Origin of the sequence: Novosphingobium olei (genome assembly GCF_012927405.1) — a bacterium.
Lineage (GTDB): Bacteria > Pseudomonadota > Alphaproteobacteria > Sphingomonadales > Sphingomonadaceae > Novosphingobium > Novosphingobium olei.
Genome location: NZ_JABBGM010000021.1, coordinates 1 through 26,830, shown reverse-complemented (window position 1 = coordinate 26,830; position 26,830 = coordinate 1). Strand labels below are relative to the sequence as shown.

11 protein-coding genes and 5 pseudogenes are annotated in these 26,830 nt (G+C 55.8%); 2 read left to right on the top strand and 14 right to left on the bottom strand.

The features are described 5' to 3' along the window. Positions 1-101: 101 nt before the first annotated feature. The 9 genes and pseudogenes from HHL27_RS21450 to HHL27_RS21415 all read right to left on the bottom strand — a co-directional run. Positions 102-470 (bottom strand): annotated as a pseudogene (locus HHL27_RS21450) (IS21 family transposase); the annotation flags it as partial. Positions 471-628: 158 nt separating this feature from the next. Next, complete coding sequence (locus HHL27_RS23015; RefSeq protein WP_420874092.1) at positions 629-682, bottom strand: hypothetical protein; 54 nt, start codon at positions 680-682, stop codon at positions 629-631. 167 nt (positions 683-849) lie between these two features. After that, positions 850-987, bottom strand: a pseudogene (locus HHL27_RS23010) (transposase); the annotation flags it as partial. Positions 988-1,282: 295 nt separating this feature from the next. Next, a complete protein-coding gene (locus tag HHL27_RS21440) occupies positions 1,283-3,430 on the bottom strand; it encodes a GumC family protein (protein ID WP_169495415.1) in 2,148 nt (715 codons plus the stop codon). A gap of 18 nt (positions 3,431-3,448) precedes the next feature. Next, positions 3,449-4,765 carry an outer membrane beta-barrel protein gene (locus HHL27_RS21435; RefSeq protein WP_169495414.1) on the bottom strand — a complete coding sequence of 439 codons (1,317 nt, stop codon included), beginning with the start codon at positions 4,763-4,765 and terminating at the stop codon, positions 3,449-3,451. Positions 4,766-4,906: 141 nt separating this feature from the next. Beyond that, positions 4,907-5,476 carry a polysaccharide biosynthesis/export family protein gene (locus HHL27_RS21430; RefSeq protein WP_338114982.1) on the bottom strand — a complete coding sequence of 190 codons (570 nt, stop codon included), beginning with the start codon at positions 5,474-5,476 and terminating at the stop codon, positions 4,907-4,909. Positions 5,477-6,022: 546 nt separating this feature from the next. Beyond that, positions 6,023-7,288 (bottom strand): glycosyltransferase family 4 protein, encoded by a 1,266-nt coding sequence (locus tag HHL27_RS21425; protein ID WP_240960209.1) that lies wholly within the window; start codon positions 7,286-7,288, stop codon positions 6,023-6,025. Between the two features lie 9 nt (positions 7,289-7,297). Continuing rightward, the gene (locus HHL27_RS21420) at positions 7,298-8,563 is read right to left on the bottom strand and encodes a nucleotide sugar dehydrogenase (protein ID WP_169495413.1); all 1,266 of its coding nucleotides are present in this window, start codon (positions 8,561-8,563) and stop codon (positions 7,298-7,300) included. 1,021 nt (positions 8,564-9,584) lie between these two features. Beyond that, entirely contained in the window at positions 9,585-13,433 is a 3,849-nt protein-coding gene (locus HHL27_RS21415; protein ID WP_169495412.1) for a family 16 glycosylhydrolase, read from the bottom strand. Between the two features lie 1,619 nt (positions 13,434-15,052). Between HHL27_RS21415 and HHL27_RS21405 the strand changes: the two genes are divergently transcribed. Then, positions 15,053-16,089 (top strand): IS630 family transposase gene (locus tag HHL27_RS21405; protein WP_169495417.1). Its coding sequence is split into 2 segments (ribosomal slippage): positions 15,053-15,544 and positions 15,547-16,089, totalling 1,035 coding nucleotides; the frame shifts between segments, so codons are not numbered across the junction. A 15-nt stretch (positions 16,090-16,104) separates the two neighbouring features. Beyond that, a pseudogene (locus HHL27_RS21400) lies at positions 16,105-16,777 on the top strand (DDE-type integrase/transposase/recombinase); the annotation flags it as partial. A gap of 2,240 nt (positions 16,778-19,017) precedes the next feature. On the opposite strand, the gene HHL27_RS21395 reads toward HHL27_RS21400, so the two are convergent. The 5 genes and pseudogenes from HHL27_RS21395 to HHL27_RS23000 form a co-directional block, all read right to left on the bottom strand. Continuing rightward, positions 19,018-19,974, bottom strand: coding sequence for a YihY/virulence factor BrkB family protein (locus HHL27_RS21395; protein ID WP_169495411.1), 957 nt, complete (start codon positions 19,972-19,974; stop codon positions 19,018-19,020). 291 nt (positions 19,975-20,265) lie between these two features. Further along, positions 20,266-21,280, bottom strand: a pseudogene (locus HHL27_RS22610) (IS701 family transposase); the annotation flags it as partial. A 285-nt stretch (positions 21,281-21,565) separates the two neighbouring features. Further along, positions 21,566-24,136: a calcium-binding protein gene (locus tag HHL27_RS21380; RefSeq protein WP_169495408.1), complete on the bottom strand. Its 2,571-nt coding sequence runs from the start codon at positions 24,134-24,136 to the stop codon at positions 21,566-21,568. A 672-nt stretch (positions 24,137-24,808) separates the two neighbouring features. After that, positions 24,809-26,188 (bottom strand): putative bifunctional diguanylate cyclase/phosphodiesterase, encoded by a 1,380-nt coding sequence (locus HHL27_RS21375; protein ID WP_240960207.1) that lies wholly within the window; start codon positions 26,186-26,188, stop codon positions 24,809-24,811. Continuing rightward, positions 26,189-26,527: pseudogene (locus HHL27_RS23000) on the bottom strand (PAS domain-containing protein); the annotation flags it as partial. It abuts the gene before it with no gap. Between the last annotated feature and the right edge of the window lie 303 nt (positions 26,528-26,830).

The window sequence follows — 26,830 nt, the reverse complement described above, 5'->3', positions numbered from 1 at the left end:
CACGCCGGCGCGGAAGGCCCCCAAAGGAGCGCCTCATCGATCACCGCTACGGCTGATCACCGAAATCCCAGACTGGGGAATTTTATATCGGCACTTCTGGGGAATCTTCGGTCGGCGTTGACAGCATCCTTGCGCCGGGCTTCCGCCCAGCGCCGGGCGTAGCGCCGGACCGCATCGTAGGATCCCTCGAACCCCTCCCGGCACAGCAGATCATGGATCCGCGTCATGCGCAGCCGGTCACGCCGATGCCGGGCCTCGTTCTCCGTCAGCAGCGTATCGAGGCGTTCCTGGAACGGCCCAAGCCGGGGCAACGGTTGGACCGTGCGGTGGTAATCGAACGCGCCTTCCGGTGCCCGGATCGCCTTGCGCACCACCTTGCGCGACAGCCGCAGGTCCCGCGCAATCGCCTTGATCGCCTTCCCGTTCGCGTGCTCGCGCCGGATCCGAACGACTGTCTCCACCACCAACATCCCGATCTCGCCACCTGAAATACCAGGCGGCCCGCTACACCATCGGAATGAGGGGTCCCTTTTAGACGCCGATCACCCCGCTAACGGGGTCCCTTTTGCACGCCGGTCCACAGAGCTGCTCCGACCGGTGACCGAACCGGTGCCATTGCAAGGCCGCCCTACCCCAGCTTCTTGGCCGTCAGGCACAGCCCGGTACCATCCCTCCAGAACATCTTAATCCGGTCACTACGCTTCGCCCGGAACACGGCCGCGAACCGAGATGAGCGGCTTCCGCGTCCTCGACTATCACGGCTGCGGCGAAACCCGGAGCAGCCAAATCATCCGGCGCCGGTTCGGCATGAGCCTCGCGAAGTTTACGCCGCCAGGTATAGACCGGCGCCGTCGACACATCGTGCCGCCGCGCGACCTCGGCAACGCAGGCACCGGGCGGGAAGGCCTCGGTCAGGATCTGCAGCCGTTCATCATCGTTCCAGCGTCGACGCCGCTCGGGACCGGAAAACACCGTAATCTGACCCATCGACCGCTCCTAGCGCACTCTCAAGAGCACGCTTAAGACCGGTCGCTCACCTCATCAACAAGGCGGGATCCGCCGGATGGCTACCCACCACGTAGGTCGCAGCGGCGGGATCTGATACTAAGAGTTCAATCCGGAATCGGCAACCTTAAAGGAGAAGAGGTCATAGTGACGAGCAACCGCGCCGACGCTTTTGGTACTCTATGCGGACCTGTGCATATCGCTAGAATGGTTTTGCACCACCTGCATAAAACCGAGGGCCCGCCCCGTTTGAGGCGGGTCCTCGCCAATCAATTTGCTAAGCTGTTTGATAATAAGCCGAATATTGAGAAGAGTAGTACGCACCGCCAGCTGCCTCAGAGCGGGGGTCGACCATTGTGTAAATCCCGCCAACCAACGGCGCGCCATCCTGCAATAATATATCCAGAGTATTGCGCACCGCGTTGCGAGGCGTCTTGTCCCAACGAACGACCATCAGTACAGCATCGGTAACAGCAGCGATCGCACGGGCATCGGCTACCCCAAGAACGGGAGGAGTGTCGAAAATGATCCGGTCGTAAGCGCCTGCGACTTGCGCAACCAATTGTGCGAGCCGGTCTTTGCTAAAGACATCGCTATGGACAAAGGCAGATCCTGAAACCGGCAGAACGTCCAAATTGTCTACCACGTCCTTCTGGATCGCACTGGTCCATGGCACCCCGTCACCCAAGACCTCTACCAGTCCGGTCGCGGGCTCACCTGGGATCAGGCTTAGTAGTCCGGCGCGGCGCGCGTCAGCGTCTATGATGAGAGTCTTGTCACCAGACATTGCCATCATACGCGCCAGAGACAGCGCCGTTGTCGTCTTGCCTTCACCCGGCAGAGAGGAAACCAGCGCAATAACTTTGAACGGCTTTCCGCTGCTTATTGTGAGGGTGTTGCGGATCGACCGGAATGCCTCAGCATAAGCGGTGAAAGGTGCATCCACTACAAAATCCGCAGGCGAACGGCCCTTGGCGTTGGGACGACGGCTCAGCGGGATAGATGCCAGGAGCGGGAGTCCAACGAGTTCGAGGTCCTTCCGGCTTCGAAGTCCGGAGGAAAGAAGCTCTTGCAACGCGATTGCACCGGCACCAGCCAGGAGCCCCAGCACCAGACCACCGGCAAGAATGAGTGGCTTGTTCGGTGATGAAGGCTCAAGCGGCACTGTAGCTGCTTCGATGATCTGAGCTTGAGACAGCGGGGACTGGGCAATTTGATTGGTCCGCTGAGCCAGTTCGGCGGCCTGGTTATAAGCCTGGTGAGCGGCATCGGCGGCACGTTGATAGCTCAGGGCGGCCACTGAAGCTCTCGTCTCAGAAGCCTGCGTTCCTCGCAAATTTTGTAGATCGCTGCGCAGGCTAGCGGCGCGGGCTGAGGCAGCAGTTGCTTCGCTCTTGAGGCTGCCGATTACGCGATTTGCTTCTTCGTGTATCTGCTGATCGATCGAGTCTAGTTGCTGCTTTATCTTGATCGACTCTGGATGGCGCGGCCCATAGCGCGTGTTGATTTCGCCATACTGCGTCATCAGTACGGCGCGCTGAGAGCGCAGATTCGAAATGACGGGCGACCCGAGCACGGCCGATACTGCGGTAAGGCCACCTGATGCGATTTGCGATTGCGCCACAGACAGCTTTGCCCGCAATGCTGCAGCCTCCGACTCAGCCGTTGCGACCTGGCCTGCCAGAGGCGTGATCTGCTGATCAGTGACCGATAGCGCTCCGTCGCTGACAATTCCGTTTGCCGCACGATATTGCGCTAGGCGCTCGTCGGCTTGTTGTGCCACCGCGGCCAGCTCATCAAGCCGCTTCTGAATCATCGTGGATTGTTGCGAGGCAGTTCCTGTACGACGACTGACGCTCTGGTCGATATAGGCAGCAGCAAGAGCGTTGGCTATCTTGGCAGCTTTAACAGGATCATTCGAACGAAAGCTGAGGTCGACGACATAGGTCGCTTTCTCGCGATTCACGGTGACGCGCGAACTGACTTCCTCCGCTACTTCAAAAATGCGCTGCTCAAGGTCCGCCTTGGTTGGATTTGCAGGTAGTGGATCAACGTGCTTGGTCAATTCATCGTCGTTAGCGAGGTTGAATTTTCGCACCACTGCCTCAGCAAGTTCATGCGATTTCATCACGCTTGCTTCGGTTTCGACAATGGACTGGTCAGGGAGATTGGACCCCGTCGTCGGCTGTCCTACCAACATATTCTGCGACGGCTCGACCCGTAGTCTCAACGTCGCGTCGTACTTTGGCGAGATCAGCATGACCGCGGCAATGGCGAGGGCCATCACCACAAAAACTATTCCCACAAGCGTCAACCAGTGACGGCGCAGAGAATTCCAGATTTCCTTAAGACCCGCACCAAGCCCGTCTTGTTCGGGTGATAGCGAAAGAGACTGAGCAGTCTCAGAAGCTGTGGTGGCCACCATTGATCGCTCCTGTATATTTTAGCGCTGCAAGATCACGCCGATCATGGCGCGTCGTTCGGCAATGTCGGCACCGATCAGTGGCACACTGCTGTTTCTCTTCGAGTAACGAGCCTCCGCGTTGAGGCCCATCCAATTGGTGAGCATGTATTTCGCCGAGCCTTGAACCCTGAAAATGCGCAGCGTTCCTGGCAAATCGATATAATCATCGATTTGATATTCACCTCCGGCAGAAAGGATCAAACTGCGAAGAAGCTCGTGATCGATGCGCAAGGACAAGGAGTTTGCAAAATAGCCACTCGAGCCGACGACATTTGCATCCTCGACTTCTCGCCGCAGATTTAGCGTGACCGTCGTCAATTGTGTTGGGAAGTATTCCACTCGAGCGGCTGCCGAAAGACCCCGAAGCCGGCGATAAACAACTGAGTCGAATTTACGATCGACATAGCCGATCGCTAAACTGCCTCTAAACGGAGCCGCTAGGTCAAAGCTTAGGCCAGCTACGGCCTTCCACTCATTGGAGTCCCGATTGGCAACGTTTGGCTTCAACTCTATGTCATATTTCGTTCGTGAGTATGAGACTTCAGTAAACACCGATGTATCCGGCGTAAGGCCGTATTCGTAGTGCAGCACGCCGATAGAAACATCGCGGTCACGATTACGTTGGTTGAGCGTCGAACCGTCAAAGAGAAGAACGTCGCTATAGGTTAGCCTATTGAAATTGGCGGCAGCCATGATACGGCTTCGCGCAAATTCGTACTTTGCGAGGGCGCGCAGATTTGTGGTCTGATATGCCGATGCACCGCGCGCATCAGTAACTGCAATGCCAGAAAAGCGCGACTCATATTGACGCGCAGTGCGCCCGCTAAGCGTCAATGATAGATCTGGGGTTGCATCATACCGTCCGGTTGCAGCGGTGTACCATCCGTTCTCATTCCGGACAGGATTGCCGAAATATCTGACCAGGTTTGCTCCGGCATCAATGCGAACCGAATTGATCGACCAGCTGGATTGCAGGACAGCCCGCGGACGGATATTGACGAAGCCATCATTTAGCTTGTCGGCCTGCGTTAAAAGCACGTTGTCGGTATTGCCGAGGGAAACCTGCAGCGAAGGGTATGCGGTAAACCCGCCCACATGCAGGCCCACGGCCTGGTATTCGGGGCGCTGACGATCAATAACACTGACGTTGCGGCCACGGTCATAAATCGGCGGCAAAGCGGTTTCGAGCAGCGGCTCGTTGATCTGCTGAGCGCTGGCTCCAACTGGGACAAATAGAAGCAGGGCGCTGGTCGCAACGACCACATTCTTGCCTAAAAACAACGAACTTACCCCCATGTTCTTGCCGTCAAATTTTGTCTGGCATTCCCGCCAATACCCTTGCGCTCGCCGTTTTTTCAACCCGTTGTGTGGTCAGCTGACCTCATGAGAACAGCCCACCTTCTTTGGCATCGGGCGCCTCAATTTAGCTCCTAAATCTCAAAAGTAGCGTTCAACCACTCGAACGGTGTCGCCTGGATATATCTTGAGGTCCGGCGTTAGCGGATAGACATGCTCTTCCGATTCGCCAGCGCGCTTGATCATAACCTTGCGCTTGTTCGCGCGATAGGTGTACCCCTCCGCAGTCGCAACAGCGTTCATCGCTGTGAGGCCATTGGAATAGGGATACGTGCCCGGCTTCGTGACCTCCCCGAGGATGTAAAACGGCCGATAGGTAAGGACATCTAGGCTCACATGTGGCTCACGAAGATAGCCGTCAGCGAGCCGCGCCTCGATGTCCTTGACAACTTCACTCGCCACACGCCCTACAGCTGGTACCTCCCCTATCAGGGGCAGCGAAAGCGAACCACTGTCATTGACACTGAATTCGCCCGAGAGCGTTTCCTCGTTAAACACGATGATGCGAACCTTATCGGCGGGTCCAAGCTTGTAGCTGCCGTCTGCAACTTGAGCCCCTGCCCCGGCGGGCGCAGGTTCCTGGGCCCATGACAAATTAGGCATGAAGGTCAGGAGAAAAGCGCCCAAAAGCGACGAAATGATCTTTTTCACACGGACCTCTTCATACAACTGGATGCACTTATAGCTCAGGTTTCCGCATGCAACAATGCCGGTGCTGACCCCAGAAATCCGTCACAGTCGCTCTTGCAACGCCCGAAGCGTGCGACAGGTAGCTTTTGGATAGTTGCCACAGCCTTAATCGCATCACATATGCTAAGCGCTGTTATCTGCGGTGCCGGCGATCTGGATCGAGCACATAAGGATAACGGATATAGTAGCTCTTAAGCCAGATCCACGTTCCGTTCGACAACCGGCGGGGAAGCCACGCGAAACGCCTGATTTTCTCGCCGGACGAGTAGACTTTCGTCCTACCTTGTGATCCTAAGTTTTCCGAGCCAGAGCTCATCCCATCACCTTCTCAATCCGGCCATCGCGATCAAGTGCCTCGAACGATTTACCGCGGCCATCATTACGGTTCGGTCGTCAAAAGCCTCGCAACTGGCGTTGACTATTTGCCATCCGATGGGCCCGATAGCGAGGGTCAATATGGCATCCCAATGCGAAAAGATTGCACCCGACTGCGAGACCCTAGGGACCTCAGCGGTGGAAGACACGCTGGTACGCGGCAATGAGCGGCTTAACCTGATGACTCCAGCTCAGTTCGTTTTCAACACGTTGGCGGCCAAACGCACCCATCATTGCGCGTCGCTCCGGATCACCTAACAATCCTGCAATTTTTTCCGCAAGGTCGACGGGATCATTGGGCTTGGCGTAAAGTGACGCATCCTGCGCACTAAATCTCCCCTCAGTCACATCAAACTGGACCATTGGCTTTCCCAAAGCCATGTATTCCATGATTTTGTTCATGGTCGATTTGTCGTTCATGGCGTTGACCCGATCGGGATTGACGCCAATGTCCATCGTTGACAGCACTTCGAACAGCACGTCGTCAGGCGCGCGGCCAGTGAATTGAACAAAATCCGACAATCCTCGGCGCGCGACTTGTTGGCGTAACCCATCCAAGCTCGGACCGCCCCCGACGAGACAAAATTGTATATCGTGTCGCTTCTGGTCGAAGACAAGATGAGCAACCGCGTCGATCAAAAGATCAATGCCCTCTTGCTCGCCCATCACTCCAACGTAGCCAACAAGAAACTTTCGACCATTTCGCCATTTCGGCTCTGGTGGCACAGTACGCAACTTGGAAAGGTCAGGACCCGATCGAACCACAAAAACGTCGTCGGGTTTCATCCCACCTCGCGACATGGCAATCTGACGATAACTGTGGTTTGTCGCGATACTGACAGTGGCAGCTTTGAATGTAAGCTTTTCAAAAAATACCATCAGCTTCCAGAAAAAGCCGCGACGATTGAATTTAGCTTCGTACAACTCTGGGTTGATGTCATGATGGTCAAAGAGGAACTTTACGCCGAACAAGCGGAATTGGAGAGCGACAAGGAAAATTAAGTCCGGCGGATTGCATCCATGGATGACGCGGAATCCTCGTGTGAAAAAGATCTTCCACGCAAGGATGGTTTCCCAGAACAGGGCGAGACCATATTCTCCAAGGTATCCCAAAGCAGAATTGGCTTCGATCTGAAGGGGATGGCGGTAAATGTGTACCCCTTCGAGAAACTCATAGCGGGCTTCGTAACCCTTTCCCGTCGGGCAGATGATCGATACTTGAGCACCGGCAGCTACTAGGGTGCGCGCCTCCTGCCACACTCGCCGATCGAACGGTAATGGAAGGTTTTCCACGATAATAAGCACTTTTTGGCCAGCAAGCGGCTGGCCGTCAATGTACGTCGGGAAAGCATCGACGCAAAGCTCGTCAGGCGCAACGGGCGGATTCATCGCCAGCATATCGTTTCCTTAGGGAATCGCACTCACGTCCACCGTCTTGCTCGGATCGACCTGGAGTGAATTTATCAGCTTATTTGTGGCGATGATTAGATCATACCCGCCTGCGTCTGCGCGGGCCTTGTCGACCAAAAGACTGTCAATCGTTGGAAGATAGGCATACGCATATCCGAGGTTTTGACCAACTAGCTTTTCAGGCGTCAGGCTAGGATCGTAAATTTCCAGCCTGTGACCGCTGTCAAGAATTTTGCGCGCAAGGTCCACAGCCGGGCTTTCGCGCAAGTCGTCTGTCTCGGCCTTGAATGCAAGACCCACCAATAGTACCCGAGAACCGGGAGCCAGGTCTTCAGCAATACGCATAAACTGATAATGCTTATGCGCTTCGTTAGAGCGGAGAAGCGAGTCAACAAGCGGCGTATTCGCCCCAAGATCGGCAGAAATATATTGCAGCGCCCTGACGTCCTTTGGAAGACAAGAGCCGCCAAAAGCCCCTCCTGGCCGCATGTAATAAGCTGAAATATTCAGCTTGGTATCCGACACAAAGATCTCGTGCACAGTCGAGGCGCTGATCCCAAGTGACTGACAGACGCGACCAACCTCGTTAGCAAATGCGACCTTCACAGCATGCCAGCTATTGTCAACAAACTTTGTAATCTCGGCTTCGCGAAATGGCACAACGAATACTGGCGCTTCTATCCCATGGTGCAGAGCCTCCATTGCGGCATTAGGTTTGCCGTCCTTTGTGCCAACGACGATCTTCGGAGGATGGAAGTAGTCGTGAACTGCCGTAGCTTCGCGCAAAAATTCTGGATTATAAACCAGTTCGACCTGCTCAGCAGCCTGGCTGCCCAAGACCGAACTGAAAATCGGGGCGATCATCTGATCCATAGTGCCGGGCCGCATTGTGGAGCGATAGGCGACCGAGAGTGGTCTCGTACGCCCTTGCGATACAGATGCCGCAATCTGTCGGGTCACCTGCACAATGTAGCTCATGTTGTGCGAACCGTCGACGCCCGATGGCGTTCCAACGCATACGATTGCAAGATCGCAGTCCGTTAAAGCAGCCTCGACGTTCGTGCTAGCAGACAGGAGGTTGGATGCTTTCGCTTTGGCGAGCATCTCATCGATCCCCGGTTCCTTGATCGGTGACACACCGTCGTTGACCAAGGCGACCTTGGACTCACTGACGTCGACCCCTACGACTGTATGGCCCTGCGACGCGATGCAGGCCACTGCAGTGCATCCGACATATCCTAACCCGAGGACAGCAACCTTCATGGAAATCCCTTCACGTATGGGCCGCAGAGGTTTATAGGTGCACTGCAGCAATAGCAATCCTTGGCACACCGATGTTCAACGGCGACTTAACAGATTGAAAGCGTGACACAGGAACAATCAGGTTCCAGAGCCAGCCGACGAGCCGGGGTGTCATGGAGTTGACTTAGTAAAAATTGGATTATGAACAAACAGTCGAAGCTGTTCAAGAGCTGGCGAAGTGTTCCGCAACCCCGATCGTTTTCAAGTCTGATCGGAGAGGGAGTGGGTGGCTCAAGCAGAGCGTTTTGAGCCCATCCCGCTTGACGACGGTTCTGTTTCTGTAACCCGCATTTGCGCGCGGCATCTCTTTGGCAATGTTGACGCTCCTAACGCTGTTTTAGCCAAGATCAATCGGCGCTCACTGTGATGCAAGAATTGCGTTTGCAAAAAGGGCGGATGGCCAACGACAAGGGGCCCACGGCGCATAAAGCATGCCATTGTGCAAGCACCAGCCATAGTTCGCTGGACGGGCTCTGCGCCCCCCTCAGACTGGAGCAACCGCCCGATAACCGCCCCTGCCGCAGACGACAGATTTCCGCGCCCCGTGTTTTCTCATCGAAAGAGCAGCCCTGATGGAAAATCTAAGCGGTTCGCCGAACACATCCTGGCTGCAGAGGTCTCAGCAGACTGTGCGTTGCACCGATTTTGATCCGTTCCGGCCCGTCAGTAGCGCGGACCAGTTCAGCGAAGATGGGGTCGAACACCCGAGCCGGCTTCAACGCACGAGCCGATCGTAGATTGTCTTGTGGGGACGTCCCCCTCGGCAGCATCCCTCACATAAGGTCATGCTGGAGGCCTAAAGAGATGCCCAAGATCTGCCGGCGTCCCACCCGTAAAATGCACGGCAGCCGAGCAATGGTTAAAGCCGGTGCATCTGCGCCTCGTTCAGTAGGACCGGTTCATCTACGACCAGCATCTCCTCTACGATAAACGTTGAATCTACTAATGCTCCCCGCACAAGACGTTCGGCTGCACCTCAACTCTAAGCGAACAAGTAATCCCCCAAACCAATATTATGGGCACCAGCAATCTGAATAGTATCAGCAGTTACGCCTGAGGCCAGGTGAATTTCATAATAGTCCGAGTCTTCCACCTGAGTTAGATAAGCGCCCGCCCCATATCCTACGAACTTTAGCAAATCTCCTCCGGATATACCGGCGCCCGAAAAATCCTGAACCACGTCACCATCGCCTTCCCCTATTTGGAACACGAAGGTGTCATTACCACTTCCACCCACCAGGCGATCGGCTCCACCAGCACCATTGAGAACATTGTCTCCCTTGTTGCCTATGATAGTGTTTTCCAGCCCATTGCCGGTACCGTAAATATCGGCGGAACCAGCCAAGGTGAGGTTCTCTAGATTATCACCAAGTGTATAAGAGAACTTTGTCACTACGCGGTCAGTGCCTTCGCCAATTTGCTCGACAATCTTATCGAACTGACTGTCGACAAAATAAGTGTCGTTACCCGTTCCACCGACGAGCGTGTCGCTTCCGCCATTGCCATATAGCTTATCGTGACCGGCGCCGCCGAAGAGTGCGTCGTCAGCTGCGCCCCCTCGAAGTGTGTCATTTCCGGCTCCGCCTTGCAATGTGAGGGAAATGTCCGACTTGGTACCGTTCAGCGTATCGCTACCATCGGTACCCGTGAGGACGAGCTCTCCCGATGTGAGAGTGGTGGTGGAAAGACCTGCGCCCACCGTGACATTGCTGCCGCTGACAGTAATGTTTTCAATGTTTGCAGCTTTAAACGCAACCTCAGGATACGCGGTGCCAGATCCATTGGATCCTTCGTGAGCTGCAATGACGATCCACACGTCGCCATTCTCAGCTTCGATGGTCGTTTGCCCGCTGCCTGCAGGCACACTAAGGGTGTCGTCCCCGCCTAGACCGTCGATGCGATCAAAGGTCCAACCGGGGTTGTACTGGAAGTCATCTGCGCCAGAAGTACCTTGGAAGGTGTCACCTATGATAACATCGTTGACCGTGACAGTGAACGTCGCAACCAGGGCATTGCCCGCGCTGTCGGTTGCTTGAACCTTGATAGGATAGCTCGCACGCGCCTCATAGTCGAGCGAGCCGGCAAGAACGATATCGTTGCCCTTGATGGCGAACGCTCCGCCACCACTGTCAAGCAGTTTGAACGTTATCTTATCGCCGGCATCTGGATCGATTGCGCTCAGTGTGCCAACGATATCTCCAGGCGCAGCATTTTCATCTATCGCCAATTCGCTTACCGCAATTTTCGTGGGCGCCGAATTTCCCGTGACACCACCATCTTTAGCAAAAACGTAATCTCCGGCTGCCAGGGCGCGCTCGCCGGCAAGCTGAATGGTCTCGCTCATACTGCCGTGTGCAGCATCCGCGGTAATCACATAAAAATCGCTGGTTCCGACCTGCTTGATCGTTCCGGCGCCATAGCCCTTGAAAATTAGCTTGTCCGCACCGCCGTCATTGACGCCCGCAAAGTCAGTTACCTTGTCGCCTTCGGCTTCTCCTGCGACAAAGATAAAGTCGTCATTGCCAGACCCGCCGCTGAGAATGTCTGCCCCATCACCACCGTTGAGGGTATCGTTGCCGGCCCCAGCGATGATCTTATTGGCAAGTGCGTTACCAGTGCCCGAAAAATTCCCCACGCCGGTATAAGTGAGGTTTTCGACGTTTGCAGACAGAGCATAGGAGCTGAGCTGAACCCTGACCGTATCAAGACCCTGGCCAGCATTTTCAACGACGCTATCTTTGGCGTTGTCAACAATATAAGTATCGTCGCCTCCTCCGCCACGCATGATATCTGCACCGACCCCGCCATCAAGCTTGTCGTTGCCAACACCTCCGATCAACGTATCGTTGCCGTCATTGCCCTGAAGGTTGTCATCGCCGTTTCCGCCGTCAAGCGTATCATCGCCAGCGTCACCTTTGATGAGATCTGCCCCATCACCTCCGAAAAGCTGATCGTTTCCGTCATTTCCTCGCAGAACATCGTCGCCCGCGAAGCCGTAAGCTATGTCGTTGCCATCGCCTCCATTGAGGATGTCCTCGCCAGCTCCACCTTTAAGAACATCGGCCCCTGCACCGCCGGACAGCGTGTCACCACCGTTGCCACCAATAATGATATTGTCTTCACCATTGCCGGCCCCGCTAAACGCGCCGCTGCCCGTGAAGGTCAAATTCTCAAGGTTTAGCCCAAGCGTGTAGCTGGAGAGAGATGTCTCCACCAGATCATTGCCCTTGTCTCCCCCCTCGCTGATCACGACGTCGGGGCTGCTGACAATGTAGGTGTCGTCACCAAATCCACCGTCTAACAGGTCGCTCCCGTCACCAATAAGGGTGTCATTGCCCGCCCCACCAAACAGCTTATCATCGCCCAGACCGCCATCAAGGCGATCATTGAGGGTGGTGCCATACATTACATCGGCATCAGGTGTGCCGACTTTGTCAAATGGCTGCCCCTTTTCAACAGTGTTTTCACTAGCATAAACCCTGACGTAGTCGATCTGCATTCTGGCAGGAAACGGCGTTGTACTATCAGGATCGCCTGCCCAATCGCTGCCACCACCAAGGTTGAGCAACATGTACATTGGTTTGTCGAGACCCGCTGGTGTGGGGACAGTGCGAACAGCCACTCCGTCGATATACCATGTCAGATAATCTGGCTCCCAGTCGAGTCCGTACGTGTGGAATTCCGTTGTCGCGGTAGGAACGCTAAACGTGCCCGCACTTGTGTTTTCGCTGGAATGGACACCGTTGATAACCCGCGTGGGATCTGCCCCACGCTGCTCGACGATGTCCAGTTCGGGTGGCCAAGTGCCATCCATCGGGAGCAGCCAGAATGCGTCGTGCAGCCCTTGACCCGCGGCAAGTTTCAGCCTTGCCTCGAAGTAGCCATATGTCTGGTGGAAACTGCCAATACTGTCGATGTTACCCGATGTGTAGCTGTAACCGTAGAACTTGCCCTCGTCACCGGGCTTTACCCGATCCATCGTGATAGTGAGCACGCCCTTATCAAGCGAAAAAGGATTCACGCCAATTGGTTGACCGTAGGTTCCTGTATCTTCCGGATAGGTGAAATACTGGACAGACCCATGATCGACAGTGGTATGCCCGGCAAGACCAGTCCGAGGAAAAAGCGGATACCACGTCTCAGTACTACCGGTTCCAAGGTTAAGTTTGAAAGAGTCAAACTCATCCGAAAACACATTTTTGTAACTTTGAACTTGGTTAGCCAAGACAAAGGACGTGCTCGTGAGCGAGGAAGCTGCGGTATTCTTAAATGTTACGCTGTCGCTGGGCCCGAGCTTAAGGACTGCGTCAGAACCAACCTGCGATATCGCGGCTTTCACCTGCGCAAAGCTTTTAAATGATGTAAAGTTGATCAGGTTAACTTTATCACCGGCGGTGAAGTCGGCAATTATATCATTCCCTTTTACAAAAAAGACATCGTTACCGCCACCACCAGTCAAGGAGTCGTTCCCATCTCCCCCATCGATCACATTTTTCGCAGCATTGCCTACAATGATGTTGTCCAGAGCATTGCCAAAGGCACTGTTTGGCCCCTTTCCGACTAGCATCAAATTTTCGACGTTCGCCGGAAGAGAGTAGGTCCAGTAAGCACGGACGCTATCAATTCCTTCTCCGGCATCTTCGAGGACACGGATTTTGGTCGAGTAGACAGTGTACGTGTCGTCTCCCAGGCCTCCCACCAGGGTTCCGGTTCCGCTACCTGGCTTGCCGAACGAGATGAGCGCATCGTTACCCGAAGTTCCCTTGAGTAACTGACCGTCGACGTTCGCGGTGAAGGTGGTGGTTGGCGATGCGGATTCACTGATAGCCACGTCTGAAGTCCCATTCTTCTGGCGGCAACCTCCGTCCGGCGCATGATGTGATCATCCTGCGGACAGAAGTCGCCATCCTCTTTCGTGGCCACACAGGTGCGACCATCGTAGTTGCGCATGTGATTGGGCTGTAAACCCCTGTTTCCCGTCCCTTCGGTATGGTTAACTTTTGTCTGCCTGACAAGCGTTAACCATTTGAGGGCCGGGACTTCGCAAAACCGCTTAGTCGCTACCGCTGCGTTGGCCTATGACAGCAAGGGCCCTCTCGCATCAACGCCTTCACAAGGCATTTTCTCAGTCAGCGACAGTCGCTTGAAGTCAATGGTATATAACCTTTTGACCGTGTGCGACTTGGGGCCATTTGCAACCGATCAGCGAAGGTCAGGAAGAGGCATATGCTCGCTTGAATTCACGGCCATGGCCGAACGAACAAGCGGTGATGACTTCGCAATCGCTCTTATGTGGTATCGATATTTATGCGATCGTCGTTCGCCAGCATCATGGTGAGCAGGTTCCGCAACCATGTGCGCCAAACAAGGCTGAAGGGGCGCTTCTAGAAAGGTTCCCGCAATTCAGCAATGGGGGCGACTAGGCGTGCATAATTCGGGATCAAAGCATGCCAATCTCAGCGCTAAACCTTCTGCATAGGCCTCGGATAACCAAAACTTTCGCTCGAATTTTAGCCACATAGGTGACTGGCACCCTGGCGGCGTATAAAAATCCACGGGTGCCTTGGTGACGCCCCCCCGCAAGGAGCGAGACCGCAGGTGGGGTGGGTTTTCATCAAGGCTGAGCGATGCCACCGGGGCCTTTCACCATGCTAATCCCGCAAGGGGATAAATCAAGAAACGCCACCGCATCGCCGGCTTGACCCGCAATAGACCCGCTATTGCGTCACCGCACCTGTTGGAGCTGGCCGCTTTTGCCTCCAGCGGTGGCGCTGTGGAATGTGTGCAGGCCGCCTAACCACCGAAACTGAACTTTTCGTCCGCCTCGATCATGGCGAAGTTACCTGAGATGACCCATCTTGCACCCTGAATGACAAAATCGCTCGTGGCGAGTTAACCGGTGGTGCGCCACGAAGGGTGCGGTGTACAGGGGAACTGGTCATGTTGTCGCAAGCGGGAATGCGCCAGATTGCGCTATGTTGCACGCCAAGAGTAAAGCGGTGCTGATAGTCGAGGACTTACCACCTGCCACGACAATGGTCGTTGACCGTCTCTGCTAAGCCCGTCAGGTTTTTCCAAGCCCTGGTCAGCTTTGACAGCACCCCTGCTCGCGCGAGACACCAACCTCTCCCATCCTACCTCGCCTTGGCACGGCTCACTCGCCAGTGCGATCAATCGGAAACGCGCTCGGCAAACAGACAATCTGCCCTGCAGCCGCCATAAGCACATCGCTGGTTTCGGCCGCAATAAACCGACTTGGGCTCGCAGTCGGATGAGGCAGTTGTTGTGGCGTTCCGGCGGTACATGCTGCTGCCGCTGGATGTCTGCCTCTATGCCTTGCAGCCCTCGCTGCCGCACCTGATACCAACCTGCGCGGTGTCTGACTCACGGGGGATTCCCAAGGCGGCGAAAATCTGAATCTATGGCGCTCTGGCATTGGAGTGCGGCACCATGGGTACAGCGATCGGCTTGCGGGAGGATTTCGACGGGGCTGCCCTGCGGCGATTGTCCAGAACGACGAAAAGCGTGAACCAGGCGCGTCGGCTGTTGGCTTTGGCCGAGATTTACGACGGCGGCAACCGGAGCGCGGCGGCCCGGATTGGCGGCGTCGGGCTTCAGATCGTGCGGGACTGGGTTATCCGGTTCAATGCCCGTGGTCCCGATGGACTTCTGGATGGGAAGGCGCCTGGCCCACGGTCGCGGTTGAACGATGTGCAGCGGCAGGCGCTGGTCGATGTTGTCGAAAGTGGCCCGATCCCGGCGATCCACGGGGTGGTGCGCTGGCGGCTGATCGACCTGGCCCAGTGGCTCCATGACGAATTTGCCGTCTCGCTCGACGAGACCAACATCAGCCGCGAGTTGAAGAAGCTGGGCTACGTGAAGCTGACCGCTCGTCCCCGCCATCATGCCCAGAACGAGCATGCGATGGAGGCTTTCAAAAAGGGGGCTTCGCTGCCGAGCTGGCAAAGGTCCGAGCAAGCCTCCCGAGGGGAACGCCCGTAGAAATCTGGTTCCAAGACGAAGCCCGCGTCGGGCAGAAGAACAAGATCACGCGGCGTTGGGCGAGGCGCGGAACACGGCCCTCGGCGCCGAAGGACCAGCGGACGAAATCGGCCTACATCTTCGGCGCGATCTGCCCGGAACTTGGCAAGGGTGCCGGGCTCGTCCTGCCCTTCTGCAACACCGAAACCATGGCCCTGCACCTCGCCGAAATATCCCTCGCCGTCGCGCCGGGTGCCCATGCCGTCGTCCTGATGGATCAGGCCGGATGGCACACGACCGGCAAGCTCAAGGTGCCCGCCAAGTGCCCCGAGCTCAACCCGGTCGAAAACGTCTGGCAGTTCATGCGCGACAACTGGCTGTCGAACCGGGTCTTCACATCCTACGACAACATCATCGACCACTGCTGCGAGGCTTGGAACAAACTTATCGATCAGCCATGGCGCATCATGTCCATCGGCCGCCGCAAATGGACGCGTGGGTCCTGATCAATGCAGGTCGGTATGACGTGGCCAGCGCTGCATCGTTGCCTCCAGCGGCACGGAATCTCCCGTCTACTCGACATCGAAGGCGACAAACGAAGCGGCAAGGCTTCAAAAGCTATCCCATCGGCTTCTTCCACATCGATATTGCCGAGGTGCAGACCGCGCCGAAGGCAAGCTCTACCTGTTCGTCGACATTGACCGTACCAGCACGTTCGCGCTCACCCAGCTGGTCGACAAGGCCGACAGGCGCACAGTGTGGGAGATCCTCGAACACCTGCTGAAGGCCGTACCTTATCGCATCCACACGATCCTGACGGACAACGGCATCCAGTTCGCCGATCAGCCTCGTAACCGCAACACCGCCTGGTCACGTCAGATGCGCTTCGACATGATCTGCGAGGCAAACAACATCGAGCACCGGCTCACCAAACCGAACCATCCTTGGACCTACGGGCAGGTCGAACGCATGAACCGGATGATCAAGGAGGCGACCGTCGAAGGCTTTCATTACCAGAGCCATGACCAGCTAAGAGCGCACCTCGCCGACTTCATGGCCGCCTACAACTTTGCCCACCGGCTCAAGACGCTCAGCGGGCTCACGCCCTACGAATACATCGCAAAAATCTGGACGTCAGAGCGAGAACGCCTCATCGTCAATCCGATCCGCCAAATGCCAGGACTGAACACCTAGCCTCCGTTTCTTGCCCGCAAACCGATAACCTCAGGCGCCAGCTCCGCCGACCTGACTTCGCGACAAACAGGTACAGGTCCTCGCAAACAGAAAGCTTGTAACCTTCTCCATTGCCTTCGCCTGCCGAACCGTCAGTGCGCCGAGCATTTGTTCCACAATTTTGCCGATCGTTGCCCCTAAAAGTGCCCCTCATGGTTACGGACGTACACGGAAACAGCGGAACAAAGCAAGACCAGGCTATAGCGCAAACCGGCGCAGAAATTAGGAAAGCCGGCGATTTCTGGACGCTTGGGATGGGCGGCTGGCGGAAAGGTGATGACCACGGCAATTTTGGACTGCTTCAGACCTGCGTCGAGGCGGTAATCCGGTCTCAATATGGCGGGATGGTTGAAAATCATCGACCCAATAAACTGCCCCGAGCGCGAGTGACTCATTCGCCGTTTCGAGTTCGCCTCTCCGATGGCACTGTCAGCTAATCGGGTACATGCTCACGATTGGCAGGCTATTGCGACGCTTTTGGAGGTCGTCCACGCCTCTTGGATGCAGCGATGTACCGAGAAGGCAACTCGCCACGGTCAAGCATTTCCAATAGACGAACGATCGGGCCCGACGGCGACCGCTCGCCGCGCTCAAGCATCCGGATATGCCGGCCGTTCCTAGAGGCTAGCCCTAGCGTTTCAGCGAGCGCGCCAGAACTCAAACCCGCGCGCCGCCTTATTGCCTTGATCTCTTCAGGGCTCATCCGAATCTCTCCATTCATCCATCGAGCAAATGCGGCGATCTCCGTTCTCGGGCAAGAGATGAATAGGCCAAACGCTCATCTACGATTAGCGAAAAACCTTGAGGACATCAGAAAGAGATGCCACGACACTTCATGAAACACCAAGCAACAAGAATGAACTGGTCTCACTTTTGCATCATACTATACTTATTACTGTTAAGATCAATTCAAATGAGAGCCACTTTTTGAAAATTATGCGCTAATAGTTTTTGCCTTGCACCTCCGCAAATCTACGCCTCCTTGCTGCCCTCATTCGTCGGCACGTCGCTACAAATCGCAAGCGTTGCTAACTGGGGAAAATGGGCATTCGCAGTATCCTAAAGCTTGGCGGTGCAAACATTAGCCGCCTTTGAGCAGGACATGCGGCTAAATGCCTGCGACCATAAATCTCATTAACGTTCAAGCAGGATCATTTGGGAAGTGACGACACGATGCGCCGCGGTGGCTATGCTCGCCTCTCGACAATGTCGTGGATAACATCGGTGGTGGGGGCAGACGGCCTGCCACAATCGTCCGTAGGGTGGGGAAGATCCGCCGATGTCGCCTTTGTCTATGCCGCCGATCGCAAGGGTGAGCGAGCTGGTCCATCTCTGTGACTTCGCTGGCATCCTGCCGGTCGATGGCTTTGTCTGCGATGCCGCGCCGGACAGGCGTCGACAGCAGCTGAGGCTGGCCTCCTGCTGACCGCACGTGCGGCGTAAATTTTGCGAGCGGCCCGATAGTTTGCCGGACGCTAATGAGGTGCTTCGAGAGATCGCCATGACCTACGCGATCGAGGAGGAAGTTGACGGCATCTTGGCGGAGCAGCGCCATCCCGTGCGTGCCAAACGGACCCGCAGCCATCGCCGTTGATCTACACATCGTCCTCGAGGCACGGTCTGTTTGGTCAGCGCCACAGAAAGCTCGCCAATGTCATTTAATATACGCTACGCGTTGGGCCAAACTGCCGTCATTTCCTTGACGACGGCCGCGCGCACCGCATTCCGACACCGCCGCGCCGTCGATCCGGCCGCTGGCCCTCCACTGCAAGAACGCTCTCTTCTCCGGCTCAGATGATCACGGCGGCGACAGGGCCGTCATCGCCACGGTGATCAAGAGCTGCCAGATCTTGGGCATCAACCCGAACATGTGGCTCACCGACTCTCTGACCAAGCTGGCCCGCGGTTATCCCGCGACAACTGGGGGCGAACTCACCACGTGAACCGCGGTGGCCTAAGCAAACCGCTTACTCAGTTCCTACACGTCCCTCCGGGGGACCGAGTGCGAACAGACAACAGTTGTCAATGGTCGTACCGAAATCAAACAGACTACGTTATTTACTATTTGGGGTGCGGTATGCAAGGAATACCCGATGCGTACGGCGTAAGATGAGCGTCGACGTTGTTGCGCTGACGCACTCGTGATCTCTTCACTTCGCCATCAGCTGTAGTCACTCGGCCAGCAATGATCGAGTGACCATTTATTGCTGCAAGTCGGATCCAGAGCCTGCCGCGTCTCGATCAGAAGGTAAGCCAATCTCGGGAATTGCCACTGCCTCAAGCGACCTGTTAAGGCAGGCGCCGGCGAACAAGGCCATAGCTGAAAAATAGAGCCAAGTGAGCAGAGCTACGATCGCCCCGAGCGAACCGTAAACGGTGCCAAACTTGCCGAAATGGTCGGCGTACCAGCTGAAACTCGACGACAAGAGAAACCAGGCAACCGCGGTCATCACGCTTCCCGGCGTAATCCATTTCCAACGTGCCTCAGTATGGTCCGGCACCCAGCGAAACATGCTAGCGACCACAGCAGCACTGATTGCGGTAAGCAAACCGACGGACATGATAGTCAAGAGGAAGTCGGTTACCGGCGAGGCGGGAAGAAATCTTGTTCCAATCGATGTTATGAAAGAGGCAATGGAAAAGGTCGTTACGAGCGTGACGATGATAGCTGCGGTAAGGAGCAGAGCTGTCCCTTGCAGTCTGAGAAACGAACGCGTCTCTTCCCGATCGTAAGCATTGTTAAGTGCAGTGATGATCGCTGAAGCCGCGCCCCTTGCTGCAAAGATGGCGACAATCAATCCCATGATAAGTGCGAGGCCCTGCTTCGCCCCTGCGCTTTCCAAGGCCAGTCTTATCGGCTCTTGCAGGATCTCAGCGGTTTCGCGCGGAAACAGTCGCTTGATGTCTTCGAGATGCTGTTTGAGCACACGAGGTTGCGCGAACAAGCCATAGGCAAGGGCAAAGCTGCCAATCAACGGGACAATCGACAGAAACGCGAAGAAGGCAATACCGGCCGCTTGGAGACTGAAATCTGTATCGCCTAACCGCTTTCGTAAGTTGGCAATTATGGGACGCGTCGAAACTCGCCTCAGAGCGAGAGCGATCGTCGTGACGATACACACCCTGCGAGACTCGGCATAGGAAGAAGGTTGTTCCATAGCCCGCGCAACGGGCACCGGGTCGTTTCGTTTCGTCCGCTGTTGAGTCCAGCGTATCCCCAGGACAAAGCTCTTCCTGCAACCAGTTCGAACCCGACGAGAAAGACGTCTGGACTATCAAATTGTTCGGCGGCAGCCGCGCTCTTGCTTGCTGCGATCCACAAGGGGGCGAATAGACGGAGCGGCTGACCGCTCAACTCTTTCGCCTTCATCCAGCATCACCAGATGACCCCGCTTCCAAGAAGGGTTTCGTATTCAGGGGGTGACTGATTGGACTACTTGTACCAGGGAAAGCAAGCCGAACGCGATCATGCTCATGAGGGCGTGTCGTGAAGTCCCTGCCATGATCGCCCCTCGAAGTGATCAAAATGAAGCTCTTCCTTCAGTTGTTGATGGGCTGGCGCGCAGACCCAGCGCGCCTCGATGGCGCCGGGCAGGTTCCCGGGCGGCGTGCTGGCGGGCAAATTGCTGAAGCGGCATTTGCGCGTGCCGGTGGCGCGCTACTCGCCGACCAGCCATACCTCTTTGCCGGGAAGATGCTGCGGGCCAAGATCACCAATCCGCTGCGGCGGGCCGTCAGCCACCCGCACGCGCAGGACAGCAAAGCGCGCGACAGCTTGCCCTTGGTGTCGCGCCGCCAACTCACCGTCTGCCACTTGGCGCCTTCGAGCACGTCCTGGGCGGGACGCGAAGCAATGTCAGGCACATGGTTCTTGCGCAGGTGTCCGCGGCCAGAAATCGGGAAGATCATGGCAACATCGGCCGGATAGACCTTCTGCTTGTAAGGGATGCCAACCGCCCCGGTCAGACTGCGCTCGGTGAGGGCCTGCCGGAACGGGCCGGACAGGCCGTAGCCAGCGTCGGCCAGCATGCCGCCAAAGCGGACACCAGCGCGCTGCGCACGCAATCAATCTCGGCAAGGGCGATCTCGGGCTTGGTGCGATAGACGCGCGCTTCCTGCCCGGCACCGAGGCATACTACGGGCCACGCCGACCGACGACTTCCCTTTCCGGGGCGAGGCCGTGTCGTCGATGATCCGCCAAGGCACTGCGACGACCCATCAAGGCGCCGGCTTGTCGGCCAAGCTCCGGTGCCAGTGGTGCGCCTTTCCACAAGGCACCGCGATGAAATGGTAGAGTTGATCATAGCCGCTCCGCGGCGAAGGGATCGCTATCGGCTGCACGCTCTTGCGGTCATCGGGGCCGATCAACCCCTCGATATATGCCCGACACATGCGCGCCCTGCGCCGATCGCCCAACAGCGCCACAAAACGCGCAAGCCACTCCGCCGGTTCATCCCGCCACACTCAACCATCGCCAGCCTCGACACGCAGACGATCTCGCAACGCTTCTGAACCAAACTTCCACGGCAAGAGCGAGACCGCCTTTCTCAACAAGTGTGAGGTCAGCGTTGTTCCACTTTGATCACATGCCGGACGGTTCGTCGATGGACGCACAATGTTGTTCAGGCCATCCAAATTGCCGGGGCCGTCTTCGTAGTCACCGCCCCCGGAAGTGCAGCGAGCTCCCGGGCAGCGCAACGATTGGCCGCCGCCCGGGATATCACTTTGGTCGAAACCTCTGCACCTAAATTAGATGACGATGAAATCGCTCAGCGCGAGGTCAGCTTGATTGCTCAAATCCGCCACGTGCACCGCGCCTCGCCAACCCAAACCATCGGGGTCAAACCAAAGACTGCCAGTGCTGGTATTGTAAAGCAGTGTAGGCGACGCGCTTGCAACGACAGGCCGAGATCCACTAACAAAATCGAAGTCCGATAGTGTTGTTACTCCATAATCGGCTCCGGAAAGAACAATCTTGTCCACTCCATGTTGGAAATCAGTTATCTGATCTGACGCATCGTTGGGTCCTTCGAAAACGAACTTATCGGAGCCTGCGCCTCCGGTCAGCTTGTCATAGCCTGCATCACCGACAAGATAGTCGTTTCCGTCACCGCCAATAAGGACGTCGTTTTGCGCGCCGCCGAAGAGCTGGTCGTTGCCGGCGCCGCCAATAAGCGTGTCGGTTCCGCCCAATCCATAAAGGACGTCGTTGCCATTGCCTCCGCTCAAGACGTTTACGCTGTCGTTGCCGGTTAACTTATCGGCGAAGCCAGTCCCGGTCAGGTTTTCAATCTGCTTGTAAACGTCGCCGGCTGCATCGCCTGTGTTTCCAGATGGGTTACTGAGACTTGCCTTCACCGCAGCTGTGGCATTAGCATAACTCGCTGTATCCGAACCAGCTCCGCCCATGAGGATATCCGCTCCGGCACCACCCGCCAGGACGTCGTTTCCGCTACCAGCAGTGATAGTGTCGTCGCTGGCAGTACCGATCAGCAAATCATTGCCGTCGGTACCCAAAAGTTTGTCCGAGATTGCGCTGCCAATTTGAAGAGCAAGATCGCTCAGATCAGAAAAAGCGTCTGGAAGCGTCGCCGAACCATTGTCGGCAGACCCGATCAACGGTCGGTCGTTCGTGCCGTTGTTGGTAATCATGATGTCAGTGGACAAGTTTGCATCGGAGATGTCGGCCGCATTCACGCCCTCGATCACAGCCATAGTTACAAAGCTGTTGGCTCCGCCGTCCTTGTCAACTTGAAACAAGGCATTCGCCCCGGACTGGACGAAGCGCACGTGCCCGGTAAGCGACGACCAACCATAATGGTAATACATCTGAGAGACGTCCAGAACGTCGCCCCCTGATCCTACCACGAAATCCTTGATCGTATCCCCCGACTCATTGATGTCACGGTAGGCGAAACGATCTGCGCCAGAGCCACCATAGAGCGTGTCAGCGCCAAGCCCGCCCCAGATAAAATCATTTCCGCCATTACCTTTAATGACATCGTTCCCAAATCCGCCTAAGATTTGGTCTGCCGCCCACGTTCCCTGCAACAGCTCATCAGTAGAAAAGGCACCGACCTTGATTGTAGTGTCGGTGATCGATGTGTTGGGATCAGTTGGAGATATAGTTACCTTGTTTGACAACACCTCGAAATAACTATTGTCTACCGAGTTATCGGTCGGATTATTCTGCTTATAGAAAGCGTATCCGTAGTTTTCCTTTAAATAAATATTGGAAATAGAGATCCGCTTGCCATCACCATCGCCGTACTCGAAAAACACAATCCCGCGACCGTTTCCGGAGCCGGACACGTTCGCCATAGTGTTGTCAACACCACGCGCTCCCAGAACACCAAAACTGTCGAAGACGACGCTGTCCGTTATCGAAGCAAAGCGGCCTTCGCTGTGCCATGAGAACGCGAACGCCGTCGTCTCAACGGCCGCCACATTGGACACCTTCATGCCAATGTCGGCCCCGTATTTTGCTGGATTGACATGCGTTGAGCTTAGGCCGACTGCATTGTCATCTGTCGCGTGGCGAACCCGTTCAGCGTAAAACCCATCGACTGTGGTGCCAACCGAGCTCGCTGAGTGCACGCCGTAACCATAGTGCCCGTTCGCGGCATCATCCGTCAGATTGATCGCCGCCGATTGAGAAACGAGGCCGTTGACACTATCAACAAAATTGATGCCCATTGAATTTCCGTCGCGAACGACAAGGTCATGTACCTTAGCGTCGACGGTGCTGCGCAAGTCGAGAAGGTTGGTCGTCCAGGTAGGATGGGTTTGATCACCACGAATGGTCCCATCGGTAACGACAGCCTTTCCACTTTCGTAGACTGAAGCTCTGATATTGGTCTTGTAGAGATCAGCGTACTCAAGATCTCCGGCAAGCGTTAGCGTACTACCGCTGACCGAAACTACCTTCATCGCTTGGCCCAAGCGCGTGGCAGCGCCTTGATCGTTCGGCAGAACGTCGTCGGAATAGATTTTGACCCAGTCACCAACCGACACCTGCGACGCACCCGCATAAGTAACAGTCACGGCACCAGCTGTGTTCTCTCCAATCCTGGCACTCGCGCCATCGGCGTGGCCACCGACAACTGACAACACAGTCGCATTACCAGCTTGCTGCAGGGTCGAGCCATTTAGATCGAGTGTAAGTGAACGGCTCGAGACGTTGAGCGTGAGCCCGTTCTCGATCGAAATCGTGGAGTTCTTGGGAAGAAGAATAGTGTCGCCATCTCCAGCGCGGTTAAACGCATTTTGGATATCGACTTCTGTCGCTCCCGCCGAGAGAGCGATCGTTTTTCCAGCCATTATGCACGATCCGATATATTTTGATTTTGAATTTTGTTGCAGCCGTGTCCGGTGCTCACGTTAACTAACATTTGGCGTTCCCGGGTTGCAAGCTCAGCTTACCCCTTCCGTCACACGAGCCATCGTAGATCTTGCCTCGATGCATCGCGTGGCGACGAGGAAGCGATATTGCGAATGCGAGCATTGCTACTCTCCTGCTGACACCGGGGGATTTTCATGCAGGATGGTTAACATCGCCCTAATTTGGCCATGGGGATTGGCGTCTGGTGTGGGCTAATGCACCTACTGGTCCACCTAAAGGCGCACATCTGATCCCTGCAACGAAATCAATCTTCGCAGTGCAGCAGGCGATGGGGAGAGGGATCTTCGACGATCTTGTAGCGCATGTGGTTCGGACGTCGCTGGCCAATGCGCGGGCAATCTTAGAAATTTGACGATCAAGCCAGTCGAGCCCTTGAAGTCGACATCCGCACGAATTCATCCGTCGACGCCGGCGCGAGCAGGGAAAAATCACGAATTGATCAACCCTGTAGGCCCACTTTTCTCCGTGCTTGAGCAAAGCGCATATGCAGCACGACAGGTCTATAGCAGTATTGGCGCAGTTGAAATATTACTCCATTATGAAGCCCCCAAATTTGGGTACGTGACAACGATCTAAAATTTGATTTCTACTTATATTCCTATGCATTTAATCTTGCTATTAACAATTCCTTCTCGCCGCTCCTCTGCGTCATTTAAATATTTATCCACGAACTCACGTGGTGAGCATGGCTTCCCGAAAAAATATCCCTGCCCTTGATCGCATTTTTGCTTCAGCAGCCATTGCGCAATTTTGGCGTTTTCTATACCCTCTGCTGTTACCTTGAGGCCAAGCTTGTGACCCATGCCAATCAAGCTGATAATAATTGTTTGATCTTTGATCGATGATCTAGCTGTCTGAACAAAGCTTTTGTCGATTTTCAGATGACTGATCGGGAAATTGCGGAGCAGGTTGAGAGACGCAAAGCCCGTGCCGAAATCGTCGAAAGACATTCTCACACCCAAAGCTCGCAGTTCTAGCATCTGCTGTAAAACCCCATCTTGGCGATCAAGAACAATGTTCTCCGTTATTTCAATTTCGACAGCGTCGGCAGGCAGGCCATGACGAGCCATTGTTTGAGCAACAATATTTGGAAGGTTACCTGATTGGAATTGGCCTGCGAATAGATTTATGCTGATCCCTAGGTCCGGGCGTGTGCGACGCCATAAAGCGACCTGAGAGCAGGCACGGTCTAAGACCCAATTGCCGACGTCAGCCGCAAGCGAACTTGACTCCAACAAGGGCAAAAAGTCTGCCGGACTCAGTCTGCCCCGCAATGGGTGCCTCCATCGCAGCAGCGCTTCGGCCCCTATCAACGATTGATCCGACAGGCGGACTTGTGGTTGATAGTCGATTTCAAACTGATTTTCGGCCAAGGCCCTATGCAAGTCGGCCAGCGCTAGGCGTCGGGCCACAGCCTGCGCGCGTAACTGCGGCACATAGAGCGAGACTCCGCCCCATCCGCTTGTACGGGCCTGCTCGAGAGCCAACTCTGCATTTCCGACCAGATCGTCCGGGTTGCGGGCATGATCTGGCGCCGTCGCGATGCCACAACAACTACCCAAGCGGATTTCATGTCCATCAACCCAGCTAGGTTCAGCCAGCAAAAGATTGATATCACGGCCATAGCTGGCAAGCGCAATCGGATCACGGGTGGCGACCACCAGTCCGAATTCCTCCCCGCCGGTCCTCGCCAAAAAGCCTGCACCTGGCACAAAAATCTGGAGACGACGACTAACTTCGCGGAGGACCATGTCGCTGGCAACATGCCCGAGAGTGTTCGAAATGTCAGATAGTCCGGCCAGTCCAATGGCGATGAAGCCAATTTCCTGCCCCGAATCCAACATGGGTCCCAGCGCATCAAACAATCGTTCAAGCTTGATCAGGCCTGTTACCGTGTCGAGATGCGCCGATGCGTCCGGTCTTGGCGCTGAGTTGGGATCGCCTGCCATATTTTGGATGACAACGCCCAACCGCGGCTCTTGGCCCTCGCTCCAACAGGTGCAGTGGAGCATTACGCTGGTCCACGTACCATCGGCCATCCGCATCCGTACGACGTGGGACGCCGCCGGCCCTATAGGTCGCGACAGGGCTGCGTGCATCACATCCGCAACCCTATCGTGGTCGTGTGGATCAATCAGCCCGTGGAGGGATGGCCCAGCCAAGACCTCTGGCCGAAGTCCAAACAGCTGTTCAGCGACGGCGTTGCAGCTCAAGATGGTTTTGCGAGCGTCGCAGGAAATAACTGCGTTCGGCGAAATGGCCGACCGGTTTCGGAACGTTTCCGCGCTTGCGGTGGCGGCCACCTCCATCCTTCTCAACTCCAACCGATCGGATACAAGCCGAGCAAGCTGTACAAGCCTCTCTCGATCCGAATTCGGAAATTCGCTGTGTGGCTGACTATCAATCACGCAAAGAGCGCCCAGAGCATGCCCTGAAGGGGAGCGCAGCGCCACGCCAGCGTAAAACCTGATTAGCCCACCTTTTACTAACAGGCCGCTGAAAAAGGGCTTGGCTATCGGGCCATGAGATGATTCATCGAGGCAGGACGCGATGAACGAGGCCGATGGATGCGCGGGACGGACGAACGATCGGGCGAACTGTTTTCCTACGTC